The organism is Shinella agrisoli, assembly GCF_046557955.1.
Classification (GTDB): domain Bacteria; phylum Pseudomonadota; class Alphaproteobacteria; order Rhizobiales; family Rhizobiaceae; genus Shinella.
Map to the genome: position 1 here is coordinate 36,216 of NZ_JBJIEP010000029.1, position 19,681 is coordinate 55,896.

Consider the following 19,681-nt stretch of genomic DNA (forward strand, 5'->3'; position numbering starts at 1 on the left):
AGCCTCAGCTCTTGAAGACGAAGGCCGCGCCGGCGGCGATCAGGATGAAGCCGATGGCGTGGTTGAAGGTCAGGCTCTCCTTCAGCCAGAACACGGAAAAGCCGGCGAAGACCGCGAGGGTCACGACCTCCTGGATCGTCTTCAGCTGCGCGGCCGAATAGACCGCGTGGCCCATGCGGTTGGCCGGCACCGCCAGGCAATATTCGAAGAAGGCGATACCCCAGCTCGCCAGCACCGCCACGAACAGCGGCGCGGACTTGAACTTGAGATGGCCGTACCAGGCGAAGGTCATGAAGACGTTGGAGAGGCAGAGCAGCACGATCGGCCAGACGGCCGCGGGGTTGAGGCTGAAGGGCATCGGCGAATCCTGAAAGAGGGGAATATGCCGACGGCATAGCCGACCCGCCGGCGCCGTCAAGGCCGCGCCCTCGTGGATTCTCGCGATCCCCCGTTAAGACAATCTTATGCCCGCCGCCACACCATCCGCGCAGACCGCGAAACGGCGTGCCCCCCGGGCCGGGAACGAGAATGACCGACACCAGCCGGCTGATGCCGGTGGATGAATCGACAAGACGCCAGATTCTGTCCGCACAGGCGCTGTCCGTGCTGGACGGCATCATGCTGTCGCTCGCCGCCAACAGCTTCCTCGCCGTCACGACCGCCGCCGTGCTCTGGCTCGACGGCCCCAGCATGCAGATCCTGCTGTGGCTCGCCGCCGCGCTCGCCGTCAACCTCGCCCGCTATATCGGCGTGCGCATCGTCCGGCGGCTGAACTGCGCGGTCGAACGGCCGGAGCGCGCGCTCTTCGTTCTGTCCCTCAGTGCGCTCGGCGGCGGCCTGGTGTGGAGCCTGTCGCCCTTCATCGGCGCCGCGCATGGAACCGACGGCCTCAATCCCTACCTCATCTTCATCATCGGCGGCATCTGCGCCGGCTCGCTGATGCAGAGCACCGCCTATGCCCGCACCGCCCTTCTCTTCTCCGGCCCGCCGCTTGCCACGGCCTTCGTCTCGCTGCTGATCATCGGCACGACGGAATCCCTCGTCATCGCCGCCGATGCGCTGCTGCTCGCCGCCATGATGCTGCGCGCCAGCCAGCTCAGCGAAGCCGGCTTCATCCGCAGCCAGATCGACCGGCTGAAGGCGGTCGCGCTCGCCTCCTCGCTCTCCGACGCCAACGCGGAGATCCGCCAGTCCTATCACCAGCTCGCCTCGCTCGCGAACCGCGACCCGCTGACCGGCCTCGGCAACCGGGCGCTCTTCAACCAGCGCCTGCGCGGCCTGCTCACCGGCGCGCCGCCGGAGGGGACGATCGCCCTTCTCGCCATCGACCTCGACCGCTTCAAGGCGATCAACGACACGATGGGCCACGGCGCGGGCGATGCCGTGCTGATCGAGATCGCGCGCCGCCTCGCCAGCCTCACCGGTCCGACCGACACGGTCGTGCGCCTCGGCGGCGACGAGTTCGCCGTCATCGTCGAGGGCGACGGGGCGGAGGCCCGCGGGCGCGAGATCGGCGAAGGCATCGTGCGGCTCGCCGGCGACCCCATCTTCGTCGGCGACCGCCCCATCACGGTCGGCGCCAGCGCCGGCCTCGCCCTGCATCCGCAGCACGGCGAGACGGCCGACGATCTCTTCGCCAGCGCCGACATCGCGCTCTATGCCGCCAAGGAGGGCGGCCGGCGCCGCCTCGGCCTGTTCAATCCGGAGCTGAAGGCCCGCATCGAGCGCCAGCGCCTCATCGAGGCGACGCTGACGGAAGCCATCGAGAACCGGCAGCTGCTCGTGGTCTTCCAGCCGCAGGTCGAGCTGGCCACCGGCAGCGTCACCGGCTTCGAGGCGCTGCTGCGCTGGACGCATCCGGAGCTCGGCCCGGTCAGCCCGCCGGACATCGTGCGCGCCGCCCATGCCCTGCATATCTCGACGGCGCTGACCGGCTACGTCGCCACCTGCGCCGCCGAGCTGCTGCGCACGCTGCCCCGCCTCGGCCTGCCGCAGGCCGCCGTCGCGGTGAACGTCTCGCCGCGGGAGTTCTCCGGCGACACGCTGTCGCGCCTCCTGACCGAAATCGCCCGCGAGCACGAGGTCTCCCCCGCGCTGATGGAGATCGAGATCACCGAGGAGGCGACCCTCGACACCCAGGCCGCCGGCGCCGAGCTCGCCCGGCTGGAGGCCGCCGGGTTCCGCCTCGCGGTCGACGATTTCGGCGTCGGCCATTCCTCCCTCGCCTATCTCGTCAGCCTGCACATCGACCGGCTCAAGATCGACCGCAGCTTCGTCAAGGGCATCGCCGCGAGCCGCGAGAACCAGGCGCTCATCGCCGCCCTCGTCGGCATCGGCCGCGCGCTGTCCATCGACATCGTGGTGGAAGGCGTGGAGGAGGAAGAGGAGGCCGAAGTGCTGCGCATGCTCGGCTGCCGGCACGCCCAGGGCTATCATTTCGCCCGCCCCATGCCGGCGGCGGAGATCCCGCGCTGGCTGGACCAGCACGCCGCGCGCATCGCCCGCGGCGCCGACGGCAAGCCCTAGCGGCCGTGCCGACGGCAGCAAACCGCCGGCGTCACGGTTCAACCCCAGGCTTCCGCAAGGTAGCGCCGCATGTGCTCCTTGCGCCATGTCTCGAGGATCGCCGCATAGTCCCTGGCCGCGCCGTGCAGCGAAAGGTCGTCGAGCTTGTCCGCCCGGTAAAGGAGGAACGGCGGCTGCCACGGCAGGCCGCAGCGGTGGGCGGTCGCCTCCAGCGGGCGCAGCAGCTCCGCCATCGTGAAGCGGTTTGCGCCGGTCGGCGCATAGGCCTCCGGCACGTTGCCCGCCGTCGCCACCACGAGCAGGGGCTTGCCCTCCAGCAAGCGGCCTTCCGCCTCGTAGGCGACGTAGTACATGCGGGTCAGCACCGCATTCTGCCAGGCCTTGAGCAGTGGCGGCGCGCAATACCACTGGATCGGGAACTGCAGCACGATGCGGTCGGCCGAAAGCAGGCGCGCCACCTCCCGGCCGGCGTCGATGCGGCCGTCCGGATAGAGCGCATACATGTCCGCCACCTCGACGCCCGGCAGGCGGGCGGCGGCGCGGGCGAGCGCCGCATTGGCGCGCGAACGGTCGAGATCGGGATGGAAGAGGAGGATCAAGGTCTTGCTCATGGCGTCGTCTCCTGTGTTGACGCACGGAGAATGCCGTGATCGATTAAATCATTCCAATGGATGATTCATATATGCTATTATCGATCGCATGAATTTAAGATCGATCGACCTCAACCTTCTCGTCGTGCTCGACGCCCTGCTGGACGAGGCGCATGTCTCGCGTGCCGCCGCGAGGCTGAACCTCTCCCAGCCGGCAACCTCCAGCGCGCTGGACCGGTGCCGCCACCTTTTCGGCGACCCGCTCCTGGAGCGCGGCAAGGGCGGCATGCGGCTGACGCCGAAGGCCGAGGCCTTGCGCGATCCGATCAGGAACCTGCTCGTCGACATCGCCGCCGTCGTCGATGCGCCGGAGGAACCGCTGCGCGAGATCCACCGGACCGTCCGCATCACCACCGCCGACCATCCCGGCATCATCCTCGCCGGACCGCTGCACCGGGCTCTTGCCGGTTCCGCCCCCGGTATCGACCTCGTCATCCAGCCCTGGCACGGCGCGCCGGCCGCGCTCGATTCCCTCGCGCGGGGCGCCAGCGACATCGCCGTCTCGGTCTTCCCGGCCGTCGAGGAAGCCGCCTTCCATTGCGAAACGCTGCTGCACGAGCACTACGTCATCGCCATGCGGAAGGGCCATCCCGCCGCCGCCGCATTCTCCCTCGACCGCTGGCTCGAGTTCCCGCACATCCTCGTCTCGGGTCGCGGCGACGTCCGCAGCCCCCTCGACGACCAGCTCGCCGCCCTCGGCAGGTCCCGCCGCGTCGGCATCGTCGTGCCGAGCTTCCTGATGGTCCCGCCCCTCCTCGATGACAGCGACCTCATCGCCATGACGCCGGGCCACACCCTGCCGCCGGACGCGGCCGGACGCCTCCACATCCTCCCGCCGCCCATCCCCGTCCCCGGCTTCCCCCTCCATCTCGCCTGGCATCGCCGCCGCGACAAGGACCGCGCGGTGCAGCATGTGGCGAACGAGCTGCGGAAGGTCTTTGCCGGCCTCGGCGCCTAGCCGATCTTGTTGACCAGATGCGCGGTCGCCAGCAGCGTGACGAGGTCGCGGATCATCGGCCGGATATGGCGGTCGAAGTCGATGGCCGTGTCGAGCGGCGGCAGCTCGAAGAAGTCCTTCCTCGTCGGCACCAGCAGGTAGCAATCCCGGCCGCGCAGCGCGATGCGCACCACGTCGTCCCGCCATTCGGTCGCCAGGTAGTCGAGCGCCTTGGCGAGCGTGCCCTGCACGAGGGGCGTGGCGGCGTCCGGCCGGTCGGTGCGGAATTCGTGCGAGGCGTCCACCTCCGGATTGCCGCTGGTCACCGGCGCCAGGCCGGAGCCGCCGAAAAGGTCCCGCATGAAGCGCCGGAGCGCATTCGGCCTGCGCGCCGCCAGCAGCAAGCCGGGAAACACCTCCTCCCGCGCGAAATGGAAGATCACGCCGTTGAAGGTGGTCTGCCTGCTCTTGCCGCTGCCGGTGCTCAGTTCCGTTTCCGCAAGGGTGAAGACCAGCCCCTCGTGCGCGCCGGCGATCATGTCGCCGTGCACGCTGCGGTCGCGCGGCACGAAGTCCTTGCCCGGCATGCCGTCCATGAAGCCCGGCGTCCCGCCGTGCGCGTACCGCACCCCCTCGACGAAGCCGAAGACGAGCGGCAGCATGCGGTCGCGCAGGGCCTGCTGGAAACGCTTCGCCGGCGCGACGGCGAACTGCCAGACGACGCCGCCCCCGAGGGCCAGGAAGACGAGCACGATGCCGAACCAGTTCATCTCGAACCTGGTCAGCGCCATACGGGCGAGGAAGCCGGCGAGGAGGAGATAGGAGCCGAAGATCAGCAGCAGGCGCATGCGCATCTCGCGCGCCACCTTCGGCCGCTCGGCGTTGTAGGCCGTCACCGCCGCGCGCAGGGTCCTCAGCGCGGCCTCCTTCGGCATCAGCGCCGCATCGTCCACAATCGCGTCCATGACCGCCCCTCCCCAAGCCAAAAGGATAACGGCCGGGGCCGGCGGCAAATTCGTTTCCCTTTTGTACTCATCACCCCTTTCCTTTCGCGCTGACTCTCTCCATATTCCCCGCATGGCCAGATCACCGAAGAAATCCGCCGCCTCGAACCCCGGTTTCGAGGAAGCCCCGCAATCGCCCTTCGAGGGAGAGCCGCTCTCGGGCAGCGTCTCCGACTGGGTGAGGCAGCTCGAGGCCGAGGCGGAAGCCTCCAGCGTCGAGAGCCGCCGCGAGGTCGCCTCCAAGGCCGGAAAGCACCGCAAGACGGTGGAGAACGCCGCGCGCCGCCACACCGAGCAGGTCGAGGCGGAGGCCAGAGCGAAGCGCGGCGGCCATGCGGCCGTGAGCGCAAGCAAGACCTCCCGCGGCGTCTCGATCGGCGGCTCGTCCGACCCGAAGACCCGCGCCGCCGCCGGCCTCAACCCGGTCTCCGGCCTCGACGTCTCGCTGGAGGACGCCGCCGCGCTGGAGAAGGGCTCCGGCGTCACCGCCACCGTGGAGGCCCTGTCGAAGCTCATCGAGAGCGGCAACCCGCTGTTCAAGGACGGCAAGCTCTGGACGCCGCACCGCCCGCCCCGGCCGGAAAAGTCGGAGGGCGGCATCCCGATCCGCATGGTCAGCGACTACCAGCCGGCCGGCGACCAGCCGACGGCCATCCGCGACCTCGTCGAGGGCCTGAATTCCGGCGAGCGCAGCCAGGTCCTGCTCGGCGTCACCGGCTCGGGCAAGACCTTCACCATGGCAAAGGTGATCGAGGAGACGCAGCGCCCCGCCGTCATCCTCGCGCCGAACAAGACGCTGGCCGCCCAGCTCTACAGCGAGTTCAAGAACTTCTTCCCGGAGAACGCGGTCGAATACTTCGTCTCCTACTACGACTACTACCAGCCGGAGGCCTACGTCCCGCGCTCGGACACCTATATCGAGAAGGAGAGCTCGATCAACGAGCAGATCGACCGCATGCGCCACTCCGCGACGCGCTCGCTCTTGGAGCGCGACGACTGCATCATCGTCGCCTCGGTCTCCTGCATCTACGGTATCGGCTCGGTCGAGACCTACACGGCCATGACCTTCCAGATGCAGGTCGGCGATCGGCTCGACCAGCGCCAGCTGCTGGCCGACCTCGTCGCCCAGCAGTACAAGCGCCGCGAGGCCGATTTCCAGCGCGGCTCCTTCCGCGTGCGGGGCGACACGATAGAAATCTTCCCCGCCCACCTGGAGGATGCCGCCTGGCGCATCTCCATGTTCGGCGACGAGATCGACGCCATCACCGAGTTCGACCCGCTGACCGGCCACAAGACCGGCGAGCTGAAATCGGTGAAGATCTACGCCAACAGCCACTACGTCACCCCGCGCCCCACCCTCAACGGCGCCATCAAGGCCATCCGCGAGGAGCTGAAGCACCGCCTCGCCGAGCTGGAGAAGGCCGGTCGCCTCCTGGAGGCGCAGCGCCTGGAGCAGCGCACGCGCTACGACCTGGAGATGCTGGAGGCCACCGGCTCCTGCGCCGGCATCGAGAACTATTCGCGCTATCTCACCGGCCGCCGCCCCGGCGAGCCGCCGCCGACCCTCTTCGAATACGTGCCGGACAACGCCCTCATCTTCATCGACGAGAGCCACGTGACGATCCCGCAGATCGGCGCCATGTACCGCGGCGACTTCCGCCGCAAGGCGACGCTGGCCGAATACGGCTTCCGCCTGCCCTCCTGCATGGACAACCGGCCGCTGCGCTTCGAGGAATGGGACGCCATGCGCCCGGACACCATCGCCGTCTCGGCGACGCCCGGCGGCTGGGAGCTGGAGCAGTCCGGCGGCGTCTTCGCCGAGCAGGTCATCCGCCCGACCGGCCTCATCGACCCGCCCGTCGAGGTGCGCCCGGCGAAAAGCCAGGTGGACGACGTGCTGGGCGAGATCCGCGCCACCGCACAGGCCGGCTACCGCACGCTCGTCACCGTGCTCACCAAGCGCATGGCCGAGGACCTCACCGAATACCTGCACGAGCAGGGCGTGCGCGTGCGCTACATGCACTCGGACATCGACACGCTGGAGCGCATCGAGATCATCCGGGACCTGCGCCTCGGCGCCTTCGACGTGCTGGTGGGCATCAACCTCCTGCGCGAGGGCCTCGACATTCCCGAATGCGGCTTCGTCGCCATCCTCGACGCCGACAAGGAAGGTTTTCTGCGCTCGGAGACCTCCCTCATCCAGACCATCGGGCGTGCGGCGCGAAACGTCGACGGCAAAGTCATCCTCTATGCCGATACGATCACCGGCTCCATGCAGCGCGCCATGGACGAGACGGCCCGCCGCCGCGAGAAGCAGATGGCCTACAACGAGGCCAACGGCATCACCCCGGAATCGGTGAAGGCGAAGATCTCCGACATCCTCGACTCGGTCTACGAGCGCGACCACGTGCGCGCCGACATCTCCGGCGTCTCCGGCAAGGGCTTCGCGGATGCCGGCCACCTCGTCGGCAACAACCTCAAGGCCCATCTCGAAGCGCTCGAAAAGCAGATGCGCGACGCCGCCGCCGACCTCGACTTCGAGGCCGCCGCCCGCATCCGCGACGAGATCAAGCGCCTCAAGGCCGCCGAACTCGCCGTCCTGGACGACCCGATGGCGCGGGACGAAGCGAGGGCGCAGGAAGGCGGCAGGGGCGGGAAAGCCCGCCGCGAGTCGATCTCCCCCCTTGAGGGGGAGATGTCCGGCAGGACAGAGGGGGGTGGTCCTTCCGGCACCCCCTCGGCGAAATCCCGCCCCACCTCTCCTCCGTCATCCTCCTCCTCGGGCCTGACCCGGGGATCCACGACCGCATCCACTTCCCTCTTCCAGAAACCCTCGCTCGACGACATGGGCCCGGGCACCGACACCGAACGCCCGCTCTTCCGCAAGCCGCATCTGGACGAGATGGGCCGCGACGTCGCCACCCCGGCCGGCAAGTCGCTCTTCCGCAGGAACACCCTCGACGAAATGACCGTCGGCCGCACCGAAAAGCCCGTCACCGGCGACCTCCCGGAACGCCCGCCGGAAACCCTCTCCACCAAGAAACGCCCGGCGCCGGCAACCGAAGGCCAGCCGGAGCGCATGACCTCTCCATCGTCATCCGCCTCTCCGCCGTCATCCTCGGGCTCGACCCGAGGATCCACCGACGACGCAAAACCCGCCCGCCGGGGAAAGATCGGCGTGGGGAGCTACGAGGATGCGGGCGAGGTGAAGCGCAAGGGGCGGACGAAAGGCAAGACCGGCCGGCCGGGGCGCTGAGAAATCACTTATGAAGAATGGCAGGTGAAGGCGCCCTACTCCGCCGCCTCGCCCTTCACCTCTTCCATCCGCACCGGATCCGGCGGTGCGGCGAGCTCGTAGGAATAGCCTTCCAGCATGGCGTAGGCCTGCTCTATGGCCTGGATCTGGCCCTCCGCGTTGCGGATCGCCTCGGTGATCGACTGCGAGCGGGCGCGCAGCATGGAGCCCAAAAAGTCCGTGCCGGACTTGCGGCCGAGCCGGTCGATATGCTGGCGCACGCGGTTGCGGTGGCGTTCGAGCTCCAGGATGTGGAAGCGGCTCTTGACGATGTCGTCGGAGAGTTTTCGCCGCATAGCGGCGAGCGGATCGAAGCTGCCGGGCTCGCGCTCGTCGAGGATGACGTCGTTGACGAGCGGTTCGAGCAGCATCAGCCCCTTGAGGTCGCGCGGGTCGGCGAGCTGCGGGTCGAAGCCGGTGTCGTCGAAGACTTTTCGCCGCACGGGGTCGCGCAGGAGGTCGTAGCAGGCCTGGAGGCGGGCGAACTGGTCGGCGTCGCCGCCCGAATCGGGATGCATGCCCTTGGCGGCCTTGCGGTAGGCGGCCTTCACCGCGCTGTCGTCGGCATCGCGCTCTATTCCGAGCATGGCGTAGGGATCGATCACGCGGCCACCTGTCTATGTCTCTGCATTGCCTGTCTGTTCCTTACGCCGTTTTCCGACCCCGAGGGGACGAAATTGTGGTGACGCCAAGGCCGATACACAGAAAGCGCTATTCCGCCGCCTCGACCCCGGTTTCGGCGGGAGCACGCGCGGAGAGCACCGCCGCGAAGGCCGCCTCGATCACCTCCGGCCCGGCCCCCGGCTTCGTCGCCTCGGCCGAAAGGATCTGCCGGTAGCGCCGCGCGCCCGGAAAGCCCTGGAAGAGGCCGACCATGTGCCGCGTCACATGCGCCACCCGTCCGCCCCGCGCGATGACATCGCCCGCATAGGCCGCCATCGCGTCGCGCACCGCCTCCCAATAGGCGGCGGGAAGGTCCTGCGGATTGGAGGGAATGCCCAGAGGTCGGCCTCCCAGAAGCGGATGCGGAAAAAGATGATCCACGCCCGTCAGAACGCCGCTATCCTGATAGGCAGCCCTGCCGAGCATGACACCATCGAGGCCGTCCATCTCCTCAACAGCCTGGCTCAATGTGTGAAGCCCGCCGTTGAGGCCGATGAAAAGGTTCGGGTTTTCCGCCTTCAGCCGGCGCACGAGGCCGTAATCGAGCGGGGGGATGTCCCGGTTCTCCTTCGGCGACAGGCCCTGCAGCCAGGCTTTCCTAGCATGGACCCAGAGGGCGTCCGCGCCGGCGGCCGAGACGCGCGAGACGAGGCTGCGCAGCGCCACCTCCGGGTCCTGGTCGTCGACGCCGATGCGGCACTTGACGGTGACGGGGATGGCGACCGCCGCCTTCATCGCCGCCACGCAATCGGCGACGAGGTCCGGCTCGCGCATCAGGCAGGCGCCGAAGGTGCCGGATTGCACCCGGTCCGAAGGGCAGCCGACATTGAGGTTGATCTCGGCATAGCCGAAGCCCTCGCCGACCCGCGCCGCCTGCGCAAGCTTGCCCGGATCGTTGCCGCCGAGCTGGAGGGCGACCGGATGCTCCACGGCGTCGAAGCCTAACAGCCGGTCGCGGTTGCCGCGCAGGATCGCGTCGGCGACGACCATCTCGGTGTAGAGCAGCGCGTTCCGCGTCAGCTGCCGCGCGAAGACGCGGTAGTGCCGGTCCGACCAGTCGATCATAGGCGCGGTGGCGAAGATCTTCGCCCCCGTCTCCAGGGCCCGCCGGTAGAATGTGCCTGCATTCGTCATGGCCGGGCTCTTACTCCAAACGCGGCGGAAAAACCACCCTCGGCCTTTCCCCGCCCCGCCGGGCCGGTGCTAGAGTGCCTCGCAGGGAATCAAACCGCCGGAGGACGCCCATGCCGCTCTATGCCCTCGACGACCGCACGCCCACCCTTCCCGCCGAGGACCGCTACTGGGTGGCGCCCGACGCCAATGTCATCGGCAAGGTCATCCTCGGCGAGGATGTCGGCATCTGGTTCGGCGCGACGCTGCGCGGCGACAACGAGCCGATCATCGTCGGCGCGCGCACCAACATCCAGGAGGGCGTCGTCGTGCATACCGATCCCGGCAAGCCGGTCATCATCGGCGAGGGATGCACGATCGGCCACGGCGCCATCGTCCATGGCTGCACCATCGGCAACAATTCGCTGATCGGCATGGGGGCGACGGTGCTGAACGGGGCGGTGATCGGAAGCAATTGCCTCGTCGGCGCGGGTGCGCTTGTGACGGAGGGCAAGGTCTTCCCCGACAATTCCCTGATCGTCGGCTCGCCCGCCAAGGCGATCCGCACGCTGGACGCGGAGGCCGTCGAGGGCCTGAAGAGATCCGCCGAAAGCTACGTGCGCAACTGGCAGCGCTTCCGCAAGGGGCTGAAGCCGATCGGCTGAGGTCAGGCGCATCCCGCGCAGGTGCCGCGGATCTCGATCGTCGTCTTGCCGGTCTTGAAGTTGCGGTCGCGGGCAAAGTTCTTCAGCCGCTCCTCGATCACGTGGTCGTGGAACTCGGTGACCTGGCCGCAGGTCTCGCAGATCGTGAATGCCGTAAGGCCGTGCGCGTGGCAGCCGTCCTCCGGATGGGCGCAGGCCACGAACGCGTTGATGCTTTCCAGCCGGTGCACGAGGCCGAATTCCAGGAGCTTGTCGAGCGCCCGGTAGACCTGGAGCGGCGCGCGGAACCCGCTGTCGCGCAGCTTGTCGAGGATCGAGTAGGCGCTGAGCGGGCCGTCGGCATGCGAGAGCACGTCGAAGACGAGGCCCTGGTTGCGGGTCAATTGCTGCGTGGTCACGGAATGTGTGGTCATGCCCGGCCTCCCTGGCTTGCCGCCGAATGTTCCGCTCCGCCCGTCCTCGGCCGCGTCAGCAGGCTTAGAATGAAGAGCCCGAGCGCTGCAACCACGATCGAGGGACCGGAAGGCGTGTCGAATTTCAAGGAACCGAAGAGCCCGCCGACGACGGCCAGCGCCCCGATGAGCGAGGCGAGCACCGCCATGATCTCCGGGCTCGTGGAAAAGCGCCGCGCGGTGGCGGCGGGGATGATCAAGAGCGAGGTGATCAGCAGGATGCCGACGATCTTCATGGCGATGGCGATGACGAGCGCCATCAGCAGCATGAAGGCGAGCCGCGCCCGTTCCGGCTGCAGGCCCTCGGCCTCCGCCAGCTCCGGGTTGACCGTCGAGGCGATCAGCGGCCGCCACATCCAGACGATGGCGAAGGTGACCAGGATGCCGCCACCCCAGACGAGGTCCACGTCGGCGCGCGAGACGGCGAGGATGTCGCCGAACAGGAAGCCGACGAGGTCGATGCGCACCCAGGTCATGAAGGAGACCATGACGAGTCCGATCGCCAGCGTCGCATGCGAGAGGATGCCGAGCAGCGCGTCGGTGGAGAGCGTGCCGCGCTTCTGGAGGAGGAGCAGCAGCAGCGAGACCGTCGCCGCGACGATGAAGACGCTGAGGAGCAGGTTGACGTCCATCAGCAGCGACAGGGCGACCCCGAGCAGCGCCGAATGGGCCATCGTATCGCCGAAATACGCCATGCGCCGCCAGACGACGAAGCAGCCGAGCGGGCCGGCGGTGATGGCAAGGCCCACCCCGGCGACGAGCGCGCGCGTGAAGAAATCGTCAAGCATCGCGCCGCTCCCCGCCGGCGGGCGCCGGGCCGTGGTCCTCGCCGCAGCCGCAGTCCGGCCCGTGCGCATGCACGATCCGCATCGGTCCCGCCCGGCCGCCGGCCGGCAGCACCTGGTCGTGGTGGCCGTCGCCATGGTGCCCGTCATCCGGCCGGCAGTCGTCGGTGATCGAGCCGTCGGCATGCAGCACGCGACCGTCCGGCAGATGCGTGTGGTCGTGGTGATGGCTGTAGAAGGCGAGCGTCTGGCCGGCCCGCGCGCCGAAGAGCCGCAGGTATTCCGGGCTCTGGCTGACGGTTTCCGGCGTGCCGCGGCAACAGACATGGCCGTTGAGGCAGATGACGGTATCCGTCTCCGCCATCACGACATGCAGGTCGTGCGAGATGAGGAGGATGCCGCAGCCGGTCGTGTTGCGGATGGTCTTGATGAGGTCGTAGAGCGCGATCTCGCCGGAAAAGTCGACGCCCTGCACCGGCTCGTCGAGCACCAGGAGGTCCGGCTTGCGGGCGATGGCGCGGGCGAGCAGCGCGCGCTGGAACTCGCCGCCGGAAAGGTGCTGCACCTCCGCGCGGGCGAGATGGCGGATGCCGGTCGCTTCCAGCGCCGCGTCGATCTCCGCCCCCTTCAGCGGCGCGGTCAGCGTCATCAGCCGGTCGACGGTGAGCGGCATGGTCCAGTCGACGGCGAGCTTCTGCGGCACGTAGCCGACCTTGAGGCCCGCCTTGCGCTCCACCCTGCCCTCGTCGGCCTTCAGGACGCCGATCGCCGCCTTGGCGGTGGTCGACTTGCCCGAGCCGTTGGGGCCGATCAGCGTGACGATCTCGCCCGGCGCGATGGAGAACTCCACGCCGCGCACGAGCCAGCGCCCTTGCCGGCGCACGCCGACGCCCGCAAGCGAGACGAGCGGCTGGACGGTCTTGGTTGGGGTTTGCAGCATCATTTTTTCCGAAAGCCTGTTGCCACCTGCTATGGCACACGTTATAGCGTAACGCAATTGATGTAATAACATTACGCTCACATTCAAGACGGAGATCCCCATGCAAAAGGCCGTTCGCGCCCTCCTCCTCTCCACCGCGCTCCTTGCCGCCGGCGCCTCTGCCGCCAAGGCCGAAACGCCGAACGTCGTCGTTTCGATCAAGCCGATCCATTCGCTCGTCGCCGCCGTCATGCAGGGCGTCGGCGAGCCGGGCCTGATCGTGGAGGGCGGCGCCTCGCCGCACACCTATTCGCTGAAGCCGTCCAATGCCGCGCTGCTGCAGGATGCGGACGTCATCTTCTGGGTCGGCCACGGACTGGAGGCCTTCCTCGAAAAGCCGCTGGAGACGCTGGGCAGCAAGGCGACCGTCGTCGAGCTGGAGGACGCGCCCGGCCTCGAAAAGCTGCCCTTCCGCGAGGGCGGCCCCTTCGAGGCGCATACGCACGAAGGCGAGGAAGGGCATGACCATGCTCATGAAGGCCATTCCCACGACGAGGACGGCCATGATCAGGCCGGCAAGGCCGAGGAAGGCCACGACCACGCCCACGGCGAGGAAGCCGGCCACGAGGGCCACGGGCACGGCGCGTTCGACATGCACCTGTGGCTGAGTCCGGACAATGCCCGCGCCATCGCCGCGCAGGCGGCCAAGGTGCTCGCCGAAAAGGACCCGGCCAACGCGGACGCCTACAACAGGAACCTCGCCGGCCTGAACGAAAAGCTCGCCGCGCTCGACAAGGAGGTCGCCGAGACCGTCGCACCGGTGAAGGAGAAGCCCTTCATCGTCTTCCACGACGCCTACCAGTATTTCGAGCATCACTACGGCGTCCAGGCCGCCGGCTCCATCACCGTCAGCCCGGAAAACCTGCCCGGCGCCGAGCGCCTGAACGAGATCCGCGAGAAGGTGAAGACCCTCGGCGCGACCTGCGTCTTCGCCGAACCGCAGTTCGAGCCGAAGCTCATCAACGTGGTGATCGAGGGCACCGACGCGAAATCCGGCACGCTCGATCCGGAGGCGGCGACGCTGGAGCCCGGCCCGGACCTCTATTTCACCCTGATGAAGGGCATCGCCACGTCGCTGCGCGATTGCCTCGGCGGCGGCAGCTGAGGGCACGGCGGCGCGGGCCGGGCTACGGCAGCAGCATCGAACACAGGCGAGGTCATCCCGCCTCAACGGGTTGACGGACCTTGCGCCAAGCACGCGTCACCCTCGGGCTTGCCCCGAGGGCCGACCGTGACGAAGGAGGGCTGGGCGGACTTTGCCGGCATTCCGAGGCGGGACCATCCCGCCTTTTTCGGACGAAAAAATGTAATGATATAACATTAAGGAAATGACCATGGACAACCGCCTCCCCGTGACCGTCCTCTCCGGCTTCCTCGGCGCCGGCAAGACGACGCTTCTGAACCATGTGCTCAACAATCGCAGCGGCCTGCGCGTCGCCGTGATCGTCAACGACATGAGCGAGGTCAACATCGACGCCGCGCTCATCCGCGACGGCGTGGCGGATCTCTCACGCACGGACGAGCAGCTCGTCGAGATGACGAACGGCTGCATCTGTTGCACGCTGCGCGACGACCTCCTCAACGAGGTGCGGCGCCTCGCGGAGATGAACCGCTTCGACTACCTGCTGATCGAATCGAGCGGCATTTCCGAGCCGCTGCCCGTCGCCACCACCTTCGACTTCCGCGACGAGAACGGCTTCAGCCTGTCGGATGTCGCCCGTCTCGACACGATGGTGACGGTGGTCGATGCGGCGAACCTGCTGAAGGACTACGGCTCGCAGGATTTCCTCGCAGAGCGCGGCGAGACGGCCGGCGAAGGCGATACGCGCACGCTGGTGGAGCTGCTGGTCGAGCAGATCGAGTTCGCCGACGTGGTGGTGCTCAACAAGGCCGGCGCCGCCCGCCCCGCCGACCTCCTCGCTGCCCGCCAGATCGTCGGCGGCCTCAATGCCTCGGCCCGCGTGATCGAGACGGATTTCGGCCGCGTCGAGCTTTCCGACATCCTCGGCACCGGCCGTTTCGACTTCGACAAGGCGAGCGAGCATCCGCTTTGGTTCAAGGAGCTGTACGGCTTCAAGGACCATGTGCCGGAAACGGAGGAATACGGCATCCGCTCCTTCGTCTACCGTGCGCGCAAACCCTTCCATCCGGCCCGCTTCAAGGCTTTCCTCGACGAGAGCTGGCCGGGCGTCATCCGCGCCAAGGGCTTCTTCTGGCTCGCCACCCGCCCGCACCATGTCGGCGAGATGAGCCAGGCGGGCGCGCTCGTCAGGAGCGGCCGGCTCGGCCTTTGGTGGGCGTCCGTGCCGCGCCAGCACTGGCCCGCGGACAAGGCCGCGCTCGACGCCATCGCGCGCGCTTGCGATCCCGTCTGGGGCGACCGGCGGCAGGAACTCGTCTTCATCGGTGCGGACCCGATGGATGAAGCCGGGATCCGCCGCCGGCTCGATGCCTGCCTGCTGGCGGCGGAATCGTTCGAGCCGGCGCGCTGGGCGAACCTGCCGGACCCCTTTCCGCTGTGGGTCCGCCAGGCCGGCTGATCAGGCAAGGCCGGTATAGGCGAACCGCGCGAAATCCGCGGGCGCCGCCCGTCCGGTAATATCGAAGGCGAACATGCCGACGAAGGCGCCGGTGAAGGAGCCATGCTCTCCCCGCCCGCCCTCGTCGGAAACGACGCCGGCATCCAGCACCGGGCCGATCGCCTGCCAGGCATCGGCGCCGGCCGGACGCCAGAAGAACCGGAGATCGTTGCCGCGCACCTCCGCCGCAAGCTCCAGGGGCCCCTCGCCGACCGTAACGCCGCTGCCGGCCGGGAAGGTGAGGCTTCCGTCCGGATAGTCGCCCGGGCAGGACAGGATGGTCAGCACGCGGCCGAGCGTCTCGTGCATCGTCAGCCCGAGCGCGTGGAACTTGTAGCGGTTGTAGTAGTGCGTCAGCCCCGCGACCTGCTGGTAGACCTCGGGCGCGGCCTCGATCACCGTCTCGGCGCGGAAGGCGTGATGCTCCTGCCGGCGCGCCACCAGCGCCTGCTCGAACCAGCTGCCGATGCTTTCCCGGCCGAAAAGCCTGAGATGGCCCGGCCGTGCGCAGAGCGAGAAGATGCGCTCCGGCTCCGGCGTGCGCAGCCACTGGAAGTCGGCGGGCAACGTCCCTTCGGAGAAATCGTGGGAAACGCTGCCCGGTTTGCCGACGCCCGCCGCACCGTCCGGCGCGGGCACCTCCACCGCCGGCACCGGCGAGCCATGCTCCAGGTAGAGCCAGCCGTCCTCGCGCCAGGTGCATTTCTGGAGCGCCGTTTCGCGCCCCAGCGTGCAGCGGCGCCGCGGCGGCAGCGGGCGGCCGCACAGATGGGTGTGGTAGGCCCCGCCGTCCGGCGTCTCGACATATTGCCCGTGCCCCGCCCGCTGGAGCGGCGCGTCCGGATGGTCCTTCGCGGTGATCAGGTGGATGTCCGGGTGCATCTCGTACGGCCCGTCGACCGTCCTGGCGCGCGCCATCGTCACCGCATGGTCGTAGCCGGTGCCGCCCTCCGCCGTGGTAAGATAGTACCAGCCGCCCCGCTTGAAGAGATGCGGCCCTTCCACCAGGCCCTGCCTGCTGCCCGAAAAGATGTTCTTCACCGGGCCGACCAGCCGTTTCGTCGCCGGGTCCCATTCCTGCAGCAGGATGCCGTCGAAGGCGTTGTGTGCGGCGCCGCTGTGGCTTTCCGGACGGTGGTTCCACTGCATGTTGAGGAACCATTTCCGCCCGTCCTCGTCGTGGAACAGCGAGGGATCGAAGCCGGAGGAATTGACGTAGACTGGATCGGACCATTCCCCCTCGATGGCCGGCGCCGTGACGATGTAGTTGTGCGCGTCCTTGAAGGCGCCGTCGAAGCGCTTGACGTCGGTATAGACAAGCCAGAACAGCCCGTCGGCATGGGAAAGGCAGGGCGCCCAGACGCCGCAGCTGTCGGGATTGCCGCGCATGTCGAGCTGGCTCCTGCGCTCCAGCGGCCGCTTGACCAGCCGCCAGTTCACGAGGTCGCGCGAGTGGTGGATCTGCACGCCCGGATACCATTCGAAGGTGGATGTGGCGATGTAGTAGTCCTCGCCCACCCGGCAGATCGAGGGGTCCGGGTTGAAGCCCGGCAGGATCGGGTTGCGGATCATCGGTTCCTCCCGGATATGACGCACGTACGTCAGAAAATGCTCGAAAGAAGCCGCCCGAACCTTCGCCCGGGCGGCCCGGCGTCAGCCGCGTTCGGCGGAACTGGCCCACAGGTTGATGTCGGCCTCCTTGGCATAGACATCGATCTCGGCCAGTTCCTCGGCCGTGAAATGGGGCTTTTCCAGCGCCTTGACGCAATCGACGATCTGCGAGGAGCGGCTGGCGCCGATCAGCGCGGAGGTGATGCGCCCGCCGCGCAGCGCCCAGGCGATCGCCATCTGCGCCAGCGTCTGGCCGCGCCGCTCGGCGATGCCGTTGAGCTTGCGGATGTTGTCGATGATCTCGGGGCGGATGAAGTCCTTCTTGAGGAAGTGGTTCAGCGCCGCCCGGCTGTCACCCGGAATGCCGCCGAGATATTTCGTGGTCAGCATGCCCTGCGCCAGCGGCGAGAAGACGATGGAGCCGATGCCGAGCTCCTCCAGCGTATCGACGAGGCCGTCGTCCTCGATCCAGCGGTTGAGCATGGAATAGCTCGGCTGGTGGATGAGGCAGGGCGTGCCGAGGTCCTTCAGGATCGCGGCCGCCTCGCGGGTGCGCTGCGAATTGTAGGAGGAGATGCCGACATAGAGCGCGCGGCCGGAGCGTACGATATGGTCGAGCGCGCCGCAGGTCTCCTCCAGCGGCGTGTCCGGGTCGAAGCGGTGGGAATAGAAGATGTCGACATAGTCGAGGCCCATGCGCTTGAGGCTCTGGTCGCAGGAGGCGATGAGGTACTTGCGGCTGCCCCATTCCCCATAGGGACCCGGCCACATGTCGTAGCCCGCCTTGGAGGAGATGATCAGCTCGTCGCGCAGATTCTTGAAATCCGTGCGCAGGATCTCGCCGAAGGCGATCTCCGCCGTGCCCGGCGGCGGGCCGTAATTGTTGGCGAGATCGAAATGGGTGATGCCGAGGTCGAAGGCCGTGCGGCACATGTCGACCTTGCGCTCGTGCGGCGTGTCGTCGCCGAAATTGTGCCAGAGGCCCAGCGAGACCGCCGGCAGCTTCAGGCCGGAGCGTCCCACCCGGTTGTAGGTCATCGTGTCGTAACGGTTTTCCGCCGGCTGCCAGGCCATGGTGTCTTCCTTTGTCCGAATGTGGGTCACGCCTGCATAGCGCTCCCGCACCTGTCGTCACAAGAGGCATTCGCCCCTCACCCTAGCCCTCTCCCCGCAAGCGGGGAGAGGGGACTTGCCTCACGCATGGTCATCGGTCGGGGAAGTCGGCGCGGCAAATCCCTTCTCCCCGCCTGCGGGGAGAAAGTGGCCGGCAGGCCGGATGAGGGGCACTCACCTGAGCAGCGACCGCGCCTCCTCGATCCCGAGCGCTTCCGGCTGGGTGCAGGTCGTCACGATGTCGATCGCCCTGCCCTCCTCCGCCGAACGCAGGATCGCCGTCAGCACGTCGATCGTGTGCAGCGAGCGGTCGAGCGAGCAGCGGTGGTCGCGGCCGGCCGTCACCGCCTCCATCATGTCGGCAAGGCCGATGCCGCGGTAGTTCGCCTGCATGCCCCAGGTGAATTCGTAGTTGTGGGCGGTCAGCGGATGGTCCCAGACCTCCACCTCCTTCGGCTCCCGGTCGTTGCCGGCGACCTCGACCTTGCCGCCGAAGAAGTTCGGGTCCGGCACGAAGACCGCGCCGTCCGTGCCGTAGAGCTCCATGTTCTGGTGGCGGTGCGCCCAGACGTCCCAGCTCGCCATCAGCGCCACCTGCGCGCCGCTCGCAAATTCGAGGATCGCATGGATGTTCGTCGCGACGACCACCGGCACCTTCTCGCCCATGCGCGGGCCGTTGCCGATCACCCGTTCCTCGCGCGCCCGGTTGGCGAGCGCCACGACGCGCTTCACCGGGCCCACGAGGTTGACGAGGTTGTTGACGTAGTACGGCCCCATGTCGAGGACCGGCCCGCCGCCCGGCGCGAAGAAGAAGTCCGGGTTCGGGTGCCAGCTCTCCATGCCCGGCCCGAGTACATGCGCCGTGCCGGACATGATCTTGCCCACCTTGCCGCTGTCGATCAGGTGGCGCACGAACTGGTGCGATCCGCCGAGATAGGTATCCGGCGCCGAGCCGACCTTCAGGCCCTTGGCGTCGGCGATGCGGCGCAGGTCCTCGCCCTGCTCGAGCGTCAGCACGAAGGGCTTTTCCGAATAGACGTGCTTTCCGGCCTCCAGCGCCCTCTTGGAGACCGGATAGTGCGCCTCCGGCACCGTCAGGTTCACGACGACATCGACCGCCGGGTTGGCGAGCAGCGCGTCGATCTCCTCAGCCGGGACGCCGAATTCCTCCGAGCGCGCCTGGGATGCGGCGGGGTTGATGTCGGCGCAGGCGACGACCTTCAGGTTCCTGAAGATCGGAATCAGCTTGAAATAGGCGCCCGAGATATTGCCGCAGCCGATGATGCCGACTCCGTATTCCTTGCTCATGTCT

17 protein-coding genes are annotated in these 19,681 nt (G+C 68.0%); 6 read left to right on the forward strand and 11 right to left on the reverse strand.

The features are described from left to right. Positions 1–4 precede the first annotated feature (4 nt). Positions 5–358, reverse strand: coding sequence for a DMT family protein (locus ACIIOY_RS23495; RefSeq protein WP_411037095.1), 354 nt, complete (start codon positions 356–358; stop codon positions 5–7). A gap of 170 nt (positions 359–528) precedes the next feature. Between ACIIOY_RS23495 and ACIIOY_RS23500 the strand changes: the two genes are divergently transcribed. After that, positions 529–2,526 (forward strand): putative bifunctional diguanylate cyclase/phosphodiesterase, encoded by a 1,998-nt coding sequence (locus tag ACIIOY_RS23500; RefSeq protein WP_411037096.1) that lies wholly within the window; start codon positions 529–531, stop codon positions 2,524–2,526. A 38-nt stretch (positions 2,527–2,564) separates the two neighbouring features. Here the strand turns inward: ACIIOY_RS23500 and ACIIOY_RS23505 are convergent, their stop codons facing one another. Beyond that, a complete protein-coding gene (locus ACIIOY_RS23505; protein WP_411037097.1) occupies positions 2,565–3,137 on the reverse strand; it encodes an NAD(P)H-dependent oxidoreductase in 573 nt (190 codons plus the stop codon). 88 nt (positions 3,138–3,225) lie between these two features. Between ACIIOY_RS23505 and ACIIOY_RS23510 the strand changes: the two genes are divergently transcribed. Continuing rightward, positions 3,226–4,134 carry a LysR family transcriptional regulator gene (locus ACIIOY_RS23510; RefSeq protein WP_411037098.1) on the forward strand — a complete coding sequence of 303 codons (909 nt, stop codon included), beginning with the start codon at positions 3,226–3,228 and terminating at the stop codon, positions 4,132–4,134. Here ACIIOY_RS23510 and ACIIOY_RS23515 read toward each other — a convergent pair. Next, the gene (locus tag ACIIOY_RS23515; RefSeq protein WP_411037099.1) at positions 4,131–5,078 is read right to left on the reverse strand and encodes a DUF3137 domain-containing protein; all 948 of its coding nucleotides are present in this window, start codon (positions 5,076–5,078) and stop codon (positions 4,131–4,133) included. The genes ACIIOY_RS23510 and ACIIOY_RS23515 overlap by 4 nt on opposite strands. A gap of 112 nt (positions 5,079–5,190) precedes the next feature. Here ACIIOY_RS23515 and uvrB point away from each other — a divergent pair, with 112 nt between their 5' ends. Then, on the forward strand, positions 5,191–8,373 hold the full coding sequence (gene uvrB / locus ACIIOY_RS23520; protein ID WP_411037100.1) for an excinuclease ABC subunit UvrB: 3,183 nt from the start codon (positions 5,191–5,193) through the stop codon (positions 8,371–8,373). A gap of 35 nt (positions 8,374–8,408) precedes the next feature. On the opposite strand, the gene ACIIOY_RS23525 is transcribed toward uvrB, so the two are convergent. Together ACIIOY_RS23525 and dusA are read right to left on the reverse strand one after the other, a co-directional pair. Next, the gene (locus tag ACIIOY_RS23525) at positions 8,409–8,999 is read right to left on the reverse strand and encodes a DnaJ domain-containing protein (RefSeq protein ID WP_411037119.1); all 591 of its coding nucleotides are present in this window, start codon (positions 8,997–8,999) and stop codon (positions 8,409–8,411) included. Positions 9,000–9,123: 124 nt separating this feature from the next. Beyond that, entirely contained in the window at positions 9,124–10,209 is a 1,086-nt protein-coding gene (dusA, locus tag ACIIOY_RS23530; protein ID WP_411037101.1) for a tRNA dihydrouridine(20/20a) synthase DusA, read from the reverse strand. Between the two features lie 110 nt (positions 10,210–10,319). Here dusA and ACIIOY_RS23535 point away from each other — a divergent pair, with 110 nt between their 5' ends. Further along, complete coding sequence (locus tag ACIIOY_RS23535) at positions 10,320–10,850, forward strand: gamma carbonic anhydrase family protein (RefSeq protein ID WP_411037102.1); 531 nt, start codon at positions 10,320–10,322, stop codon at positions 10,848–10,850. A gap of 2 nt (positions 10,851–10,852) precedes the next feature. Here the strand turns inward: ACIIOY_RS23535 and ACIIOY_RS23540 are convergent, their stop codons facing one another. From ACIIOY_RS23540 to ACIIOY_RS23550, 3 genes are read right to left on the reverse strand one after another with little or no spacing between them, the layout of a single operon-like run. Then, a complete protein-coding gene (locus ACIIOY_RS23540) occupies positions 10,853–11,248 on the reverse strand; it encodes a Fur family transcriptional regulator (protein WP_411037120.1) in 396 nt (131 codons plus the stop codon). An 11-nt stretch (positions 11,249–11,259) separates the two neighbouring features. Further along, entirely contained in the window at positions 11,260–12,090 is an 831-nt protein-coding gene (locus tag ACIIOY_RS23545; RefSeq protein ID WP_411037103.1) for a metal ABC transporter permease, read from the reverse strand. Beyond that, positions 12,083–13,027 carry an ATP-binding cassette domain-containing protein gene (locus ACIIOY_RS23550; protein WP_411037104.1) on the reverse strand — a complete coding sequence of 315 codons (945 nt, stop codon included), beginning with the start codon at positions 13,025–13,027 and terminating at the stop codon, positions 12,083–12,085. The genes ACIIOY_RS23545 and ACIIOY_RS23550 overlap by 8 nt, the downstream gene beginning before the upstream one ends. Positions 13,028–13,127: 100 nt before the next feature. Here ACIIOY_RS23550 and znuA point away from each other — a divergent pair, with 100 nt between their 5' ends. Further along, entirely contained in the window at positions 13,128–14,171 is a 1,044-nt protein-coding gene (gene znuA / locus ACIIOY_RS23555) for a zinc ABC transporter substrate-binding protein ZnuA (RefSeq protein WP_411037105.1), read from the forward strand. Positions 14,172–14,400: 229 nt separating this feature from the next. Further along, positions 14,401–15,606 (forward strand): zinc metallochaperone GTPase ZigA, encoded by a 1,206-nt coding sequence (zigA, locus tag ACIIOY_RS23560; protein WP_411037106.1) that lies wholly within the window; start codon positions 14,401–14,403, stop codon positions 15,604–15,606. Here zigA and ACIIOY_RS23565 read toward each other — a convergent pair whose 3' ends face one another. The 3 genes from ACIIOY_RS23565 to ACIIOY_RS23575 all read right to left on the reverse strand — a co-directional run bounded on the left by ACIIOY_RS23565 (position 15,607) and on the right by ACIIOY_RS23575 (position 19,677). Next, positions 15,607–17,217: a glycoside hydrolase family 43 protein gene (locus tag ACIIOY_RS23565; RefSeq protein ID WP_411037107.1), complete on the reverse strand. Its 1,611-nt coding sequence runs from the start codon at positions 17,215–17,217 to the stop codon at positions 15,607–15,609. It lies immediately after the preceding gene. Between the two features lie 81 nt (positions 17,218–17,298). Next, positions 17,299–18,330 carry an L-glyceraldehyde 3-phosphate reductase gene (gene mgrA, locus ACIIOY_RS23570; RefSeq protein WP_411037108.1) on the reverse strand — a complete coding sequence of 344 codons (1,032 nt, stop codon included), beginning with the start codon at positions 18,328–18,330 and terminating at the stop codon, positions 17,299–17,301. Positions 18,331–18,543: 213 nt separating this feature from the next. After that, positions 18,544–19,677, reverse strand: coding sequence for a Gfo/Idh/MocA family protein (locus ACIIOY_RS23575; RefSeq protein ID WP_411037109.1), 1,134 nt, complete (start codon positions 19,675–19,677; stop codon positions 18,544–18,546). Positions 19,678–19,681 lie beyond the last annotated feature (4 nt).

Coding starts and splice junctions, on each gene's coding strand:
- dusA (WP_411037101.1), bottom strand. CDS start 10,209: ATGACGAATGCAGGCACATTCTACCGGCGGGCCCTGGAGACGGGGGCG.
- ACIIOY_RS23515 (WP_411037099.1), bottom strand. CDS start 5,078: ATGGACGCGATTGTGGACGATGCGGCGCTGATGCCGAAGGAGGCCGCG.
- zigA (WP_411037106.1), top strand. CDS start 14,401: ATGGACAACCGCCTCCCCGTGACCGTCCTCTCCGGCTTCCTCGGCGCC.
- ACIIOY_RS23535 (WP_411037102.1), top strand. CDS start 10,320: ATGCCGCTCTATGCCCTCGACGACCGCACGCCCACCCTTCCCGCCGAG.
- mgrA (WP_411037108.1), bottom strand. CDS start 18,330: ATGGCCTGGCAGCCGGCGGAAAACCGTTACGACACGATGACCTACAAC.
- ACIIOY_RS23525 (WP_411037119.1), bottom strand. CDS start 8,999: ATGCTCGGAATAGAGCGCGATGCCGACGACAGCGCGGTGAAGGCCGCC.
- ACIIOY_RS23510 (WP_411037098.1), top strand. CDS start 3,226: ATGAATTTAAGATCGATCGACCTCAACCTTCTCGTCGTGCTCGACGCC.
- ACIIOY_RS23545 (WP_411037103.1), bottom strand. CDS start 12,090: ATGCTTGACGATTTCTTCACGCGCGCGCTCGTCGCCGGGGTGGGCCTT.
- ACIIOY_RS23575 (WP_411037109.1), bottom strand. CDS start 19,677: ATGAGCAAGGAATACGGAGTCGGCATCATCGGCTGCGGCAATATCTCG.
- ACIIOY_RS23565 (WP_411037107.1), bottom strand. CDS start 17,217: ATGATCCGCAACCCGATCCTGCCGGGCTTCAACCCGGACCCCTCGATC.
- uvrB (WP_411037100.1), top strand. CDS start 5,191: ATGGCCAGATCACCGAAGAAATCCGCCGCCTCGAACCCCGGTTTCGAG.
- znuA (WP_411037105.1), top strand. CDS start 13,128: ATGCAAAAGGCCGTTCGCGCCCTCCTCCTCTCCACCGCGCTCCTTGCC.
- ACIIOY_RS23505 (WP_411037097.1), bottom strand. CDS start 3,137: ATGAGCAAGACCTTGATCCTCCTCTTCCATCCCGATCTCGACCGTTCG.
- ACIIOY_RS23500 (WP_411037096.1), top strand. CDS start 529: ATGACCGACACCAGCCGGCTGATGCCGGTGGATGAATCGACAAGACGC.
- ACIIOY_RS23495 (WP_411037095.1), bottom strand. CDS start 358: ATGCCCTTCAGCCTCAACCCCGCGGCCGTCTGGCCGATCGTGCTGCTC.
- ACIIOY_RS23550 (WP_411037104.1), bottom strand. CDS start 13,027: ATGCTGCAAACCCCAACCAAGACCGTCCAGCCGCTCGTCTCGCTTGCG.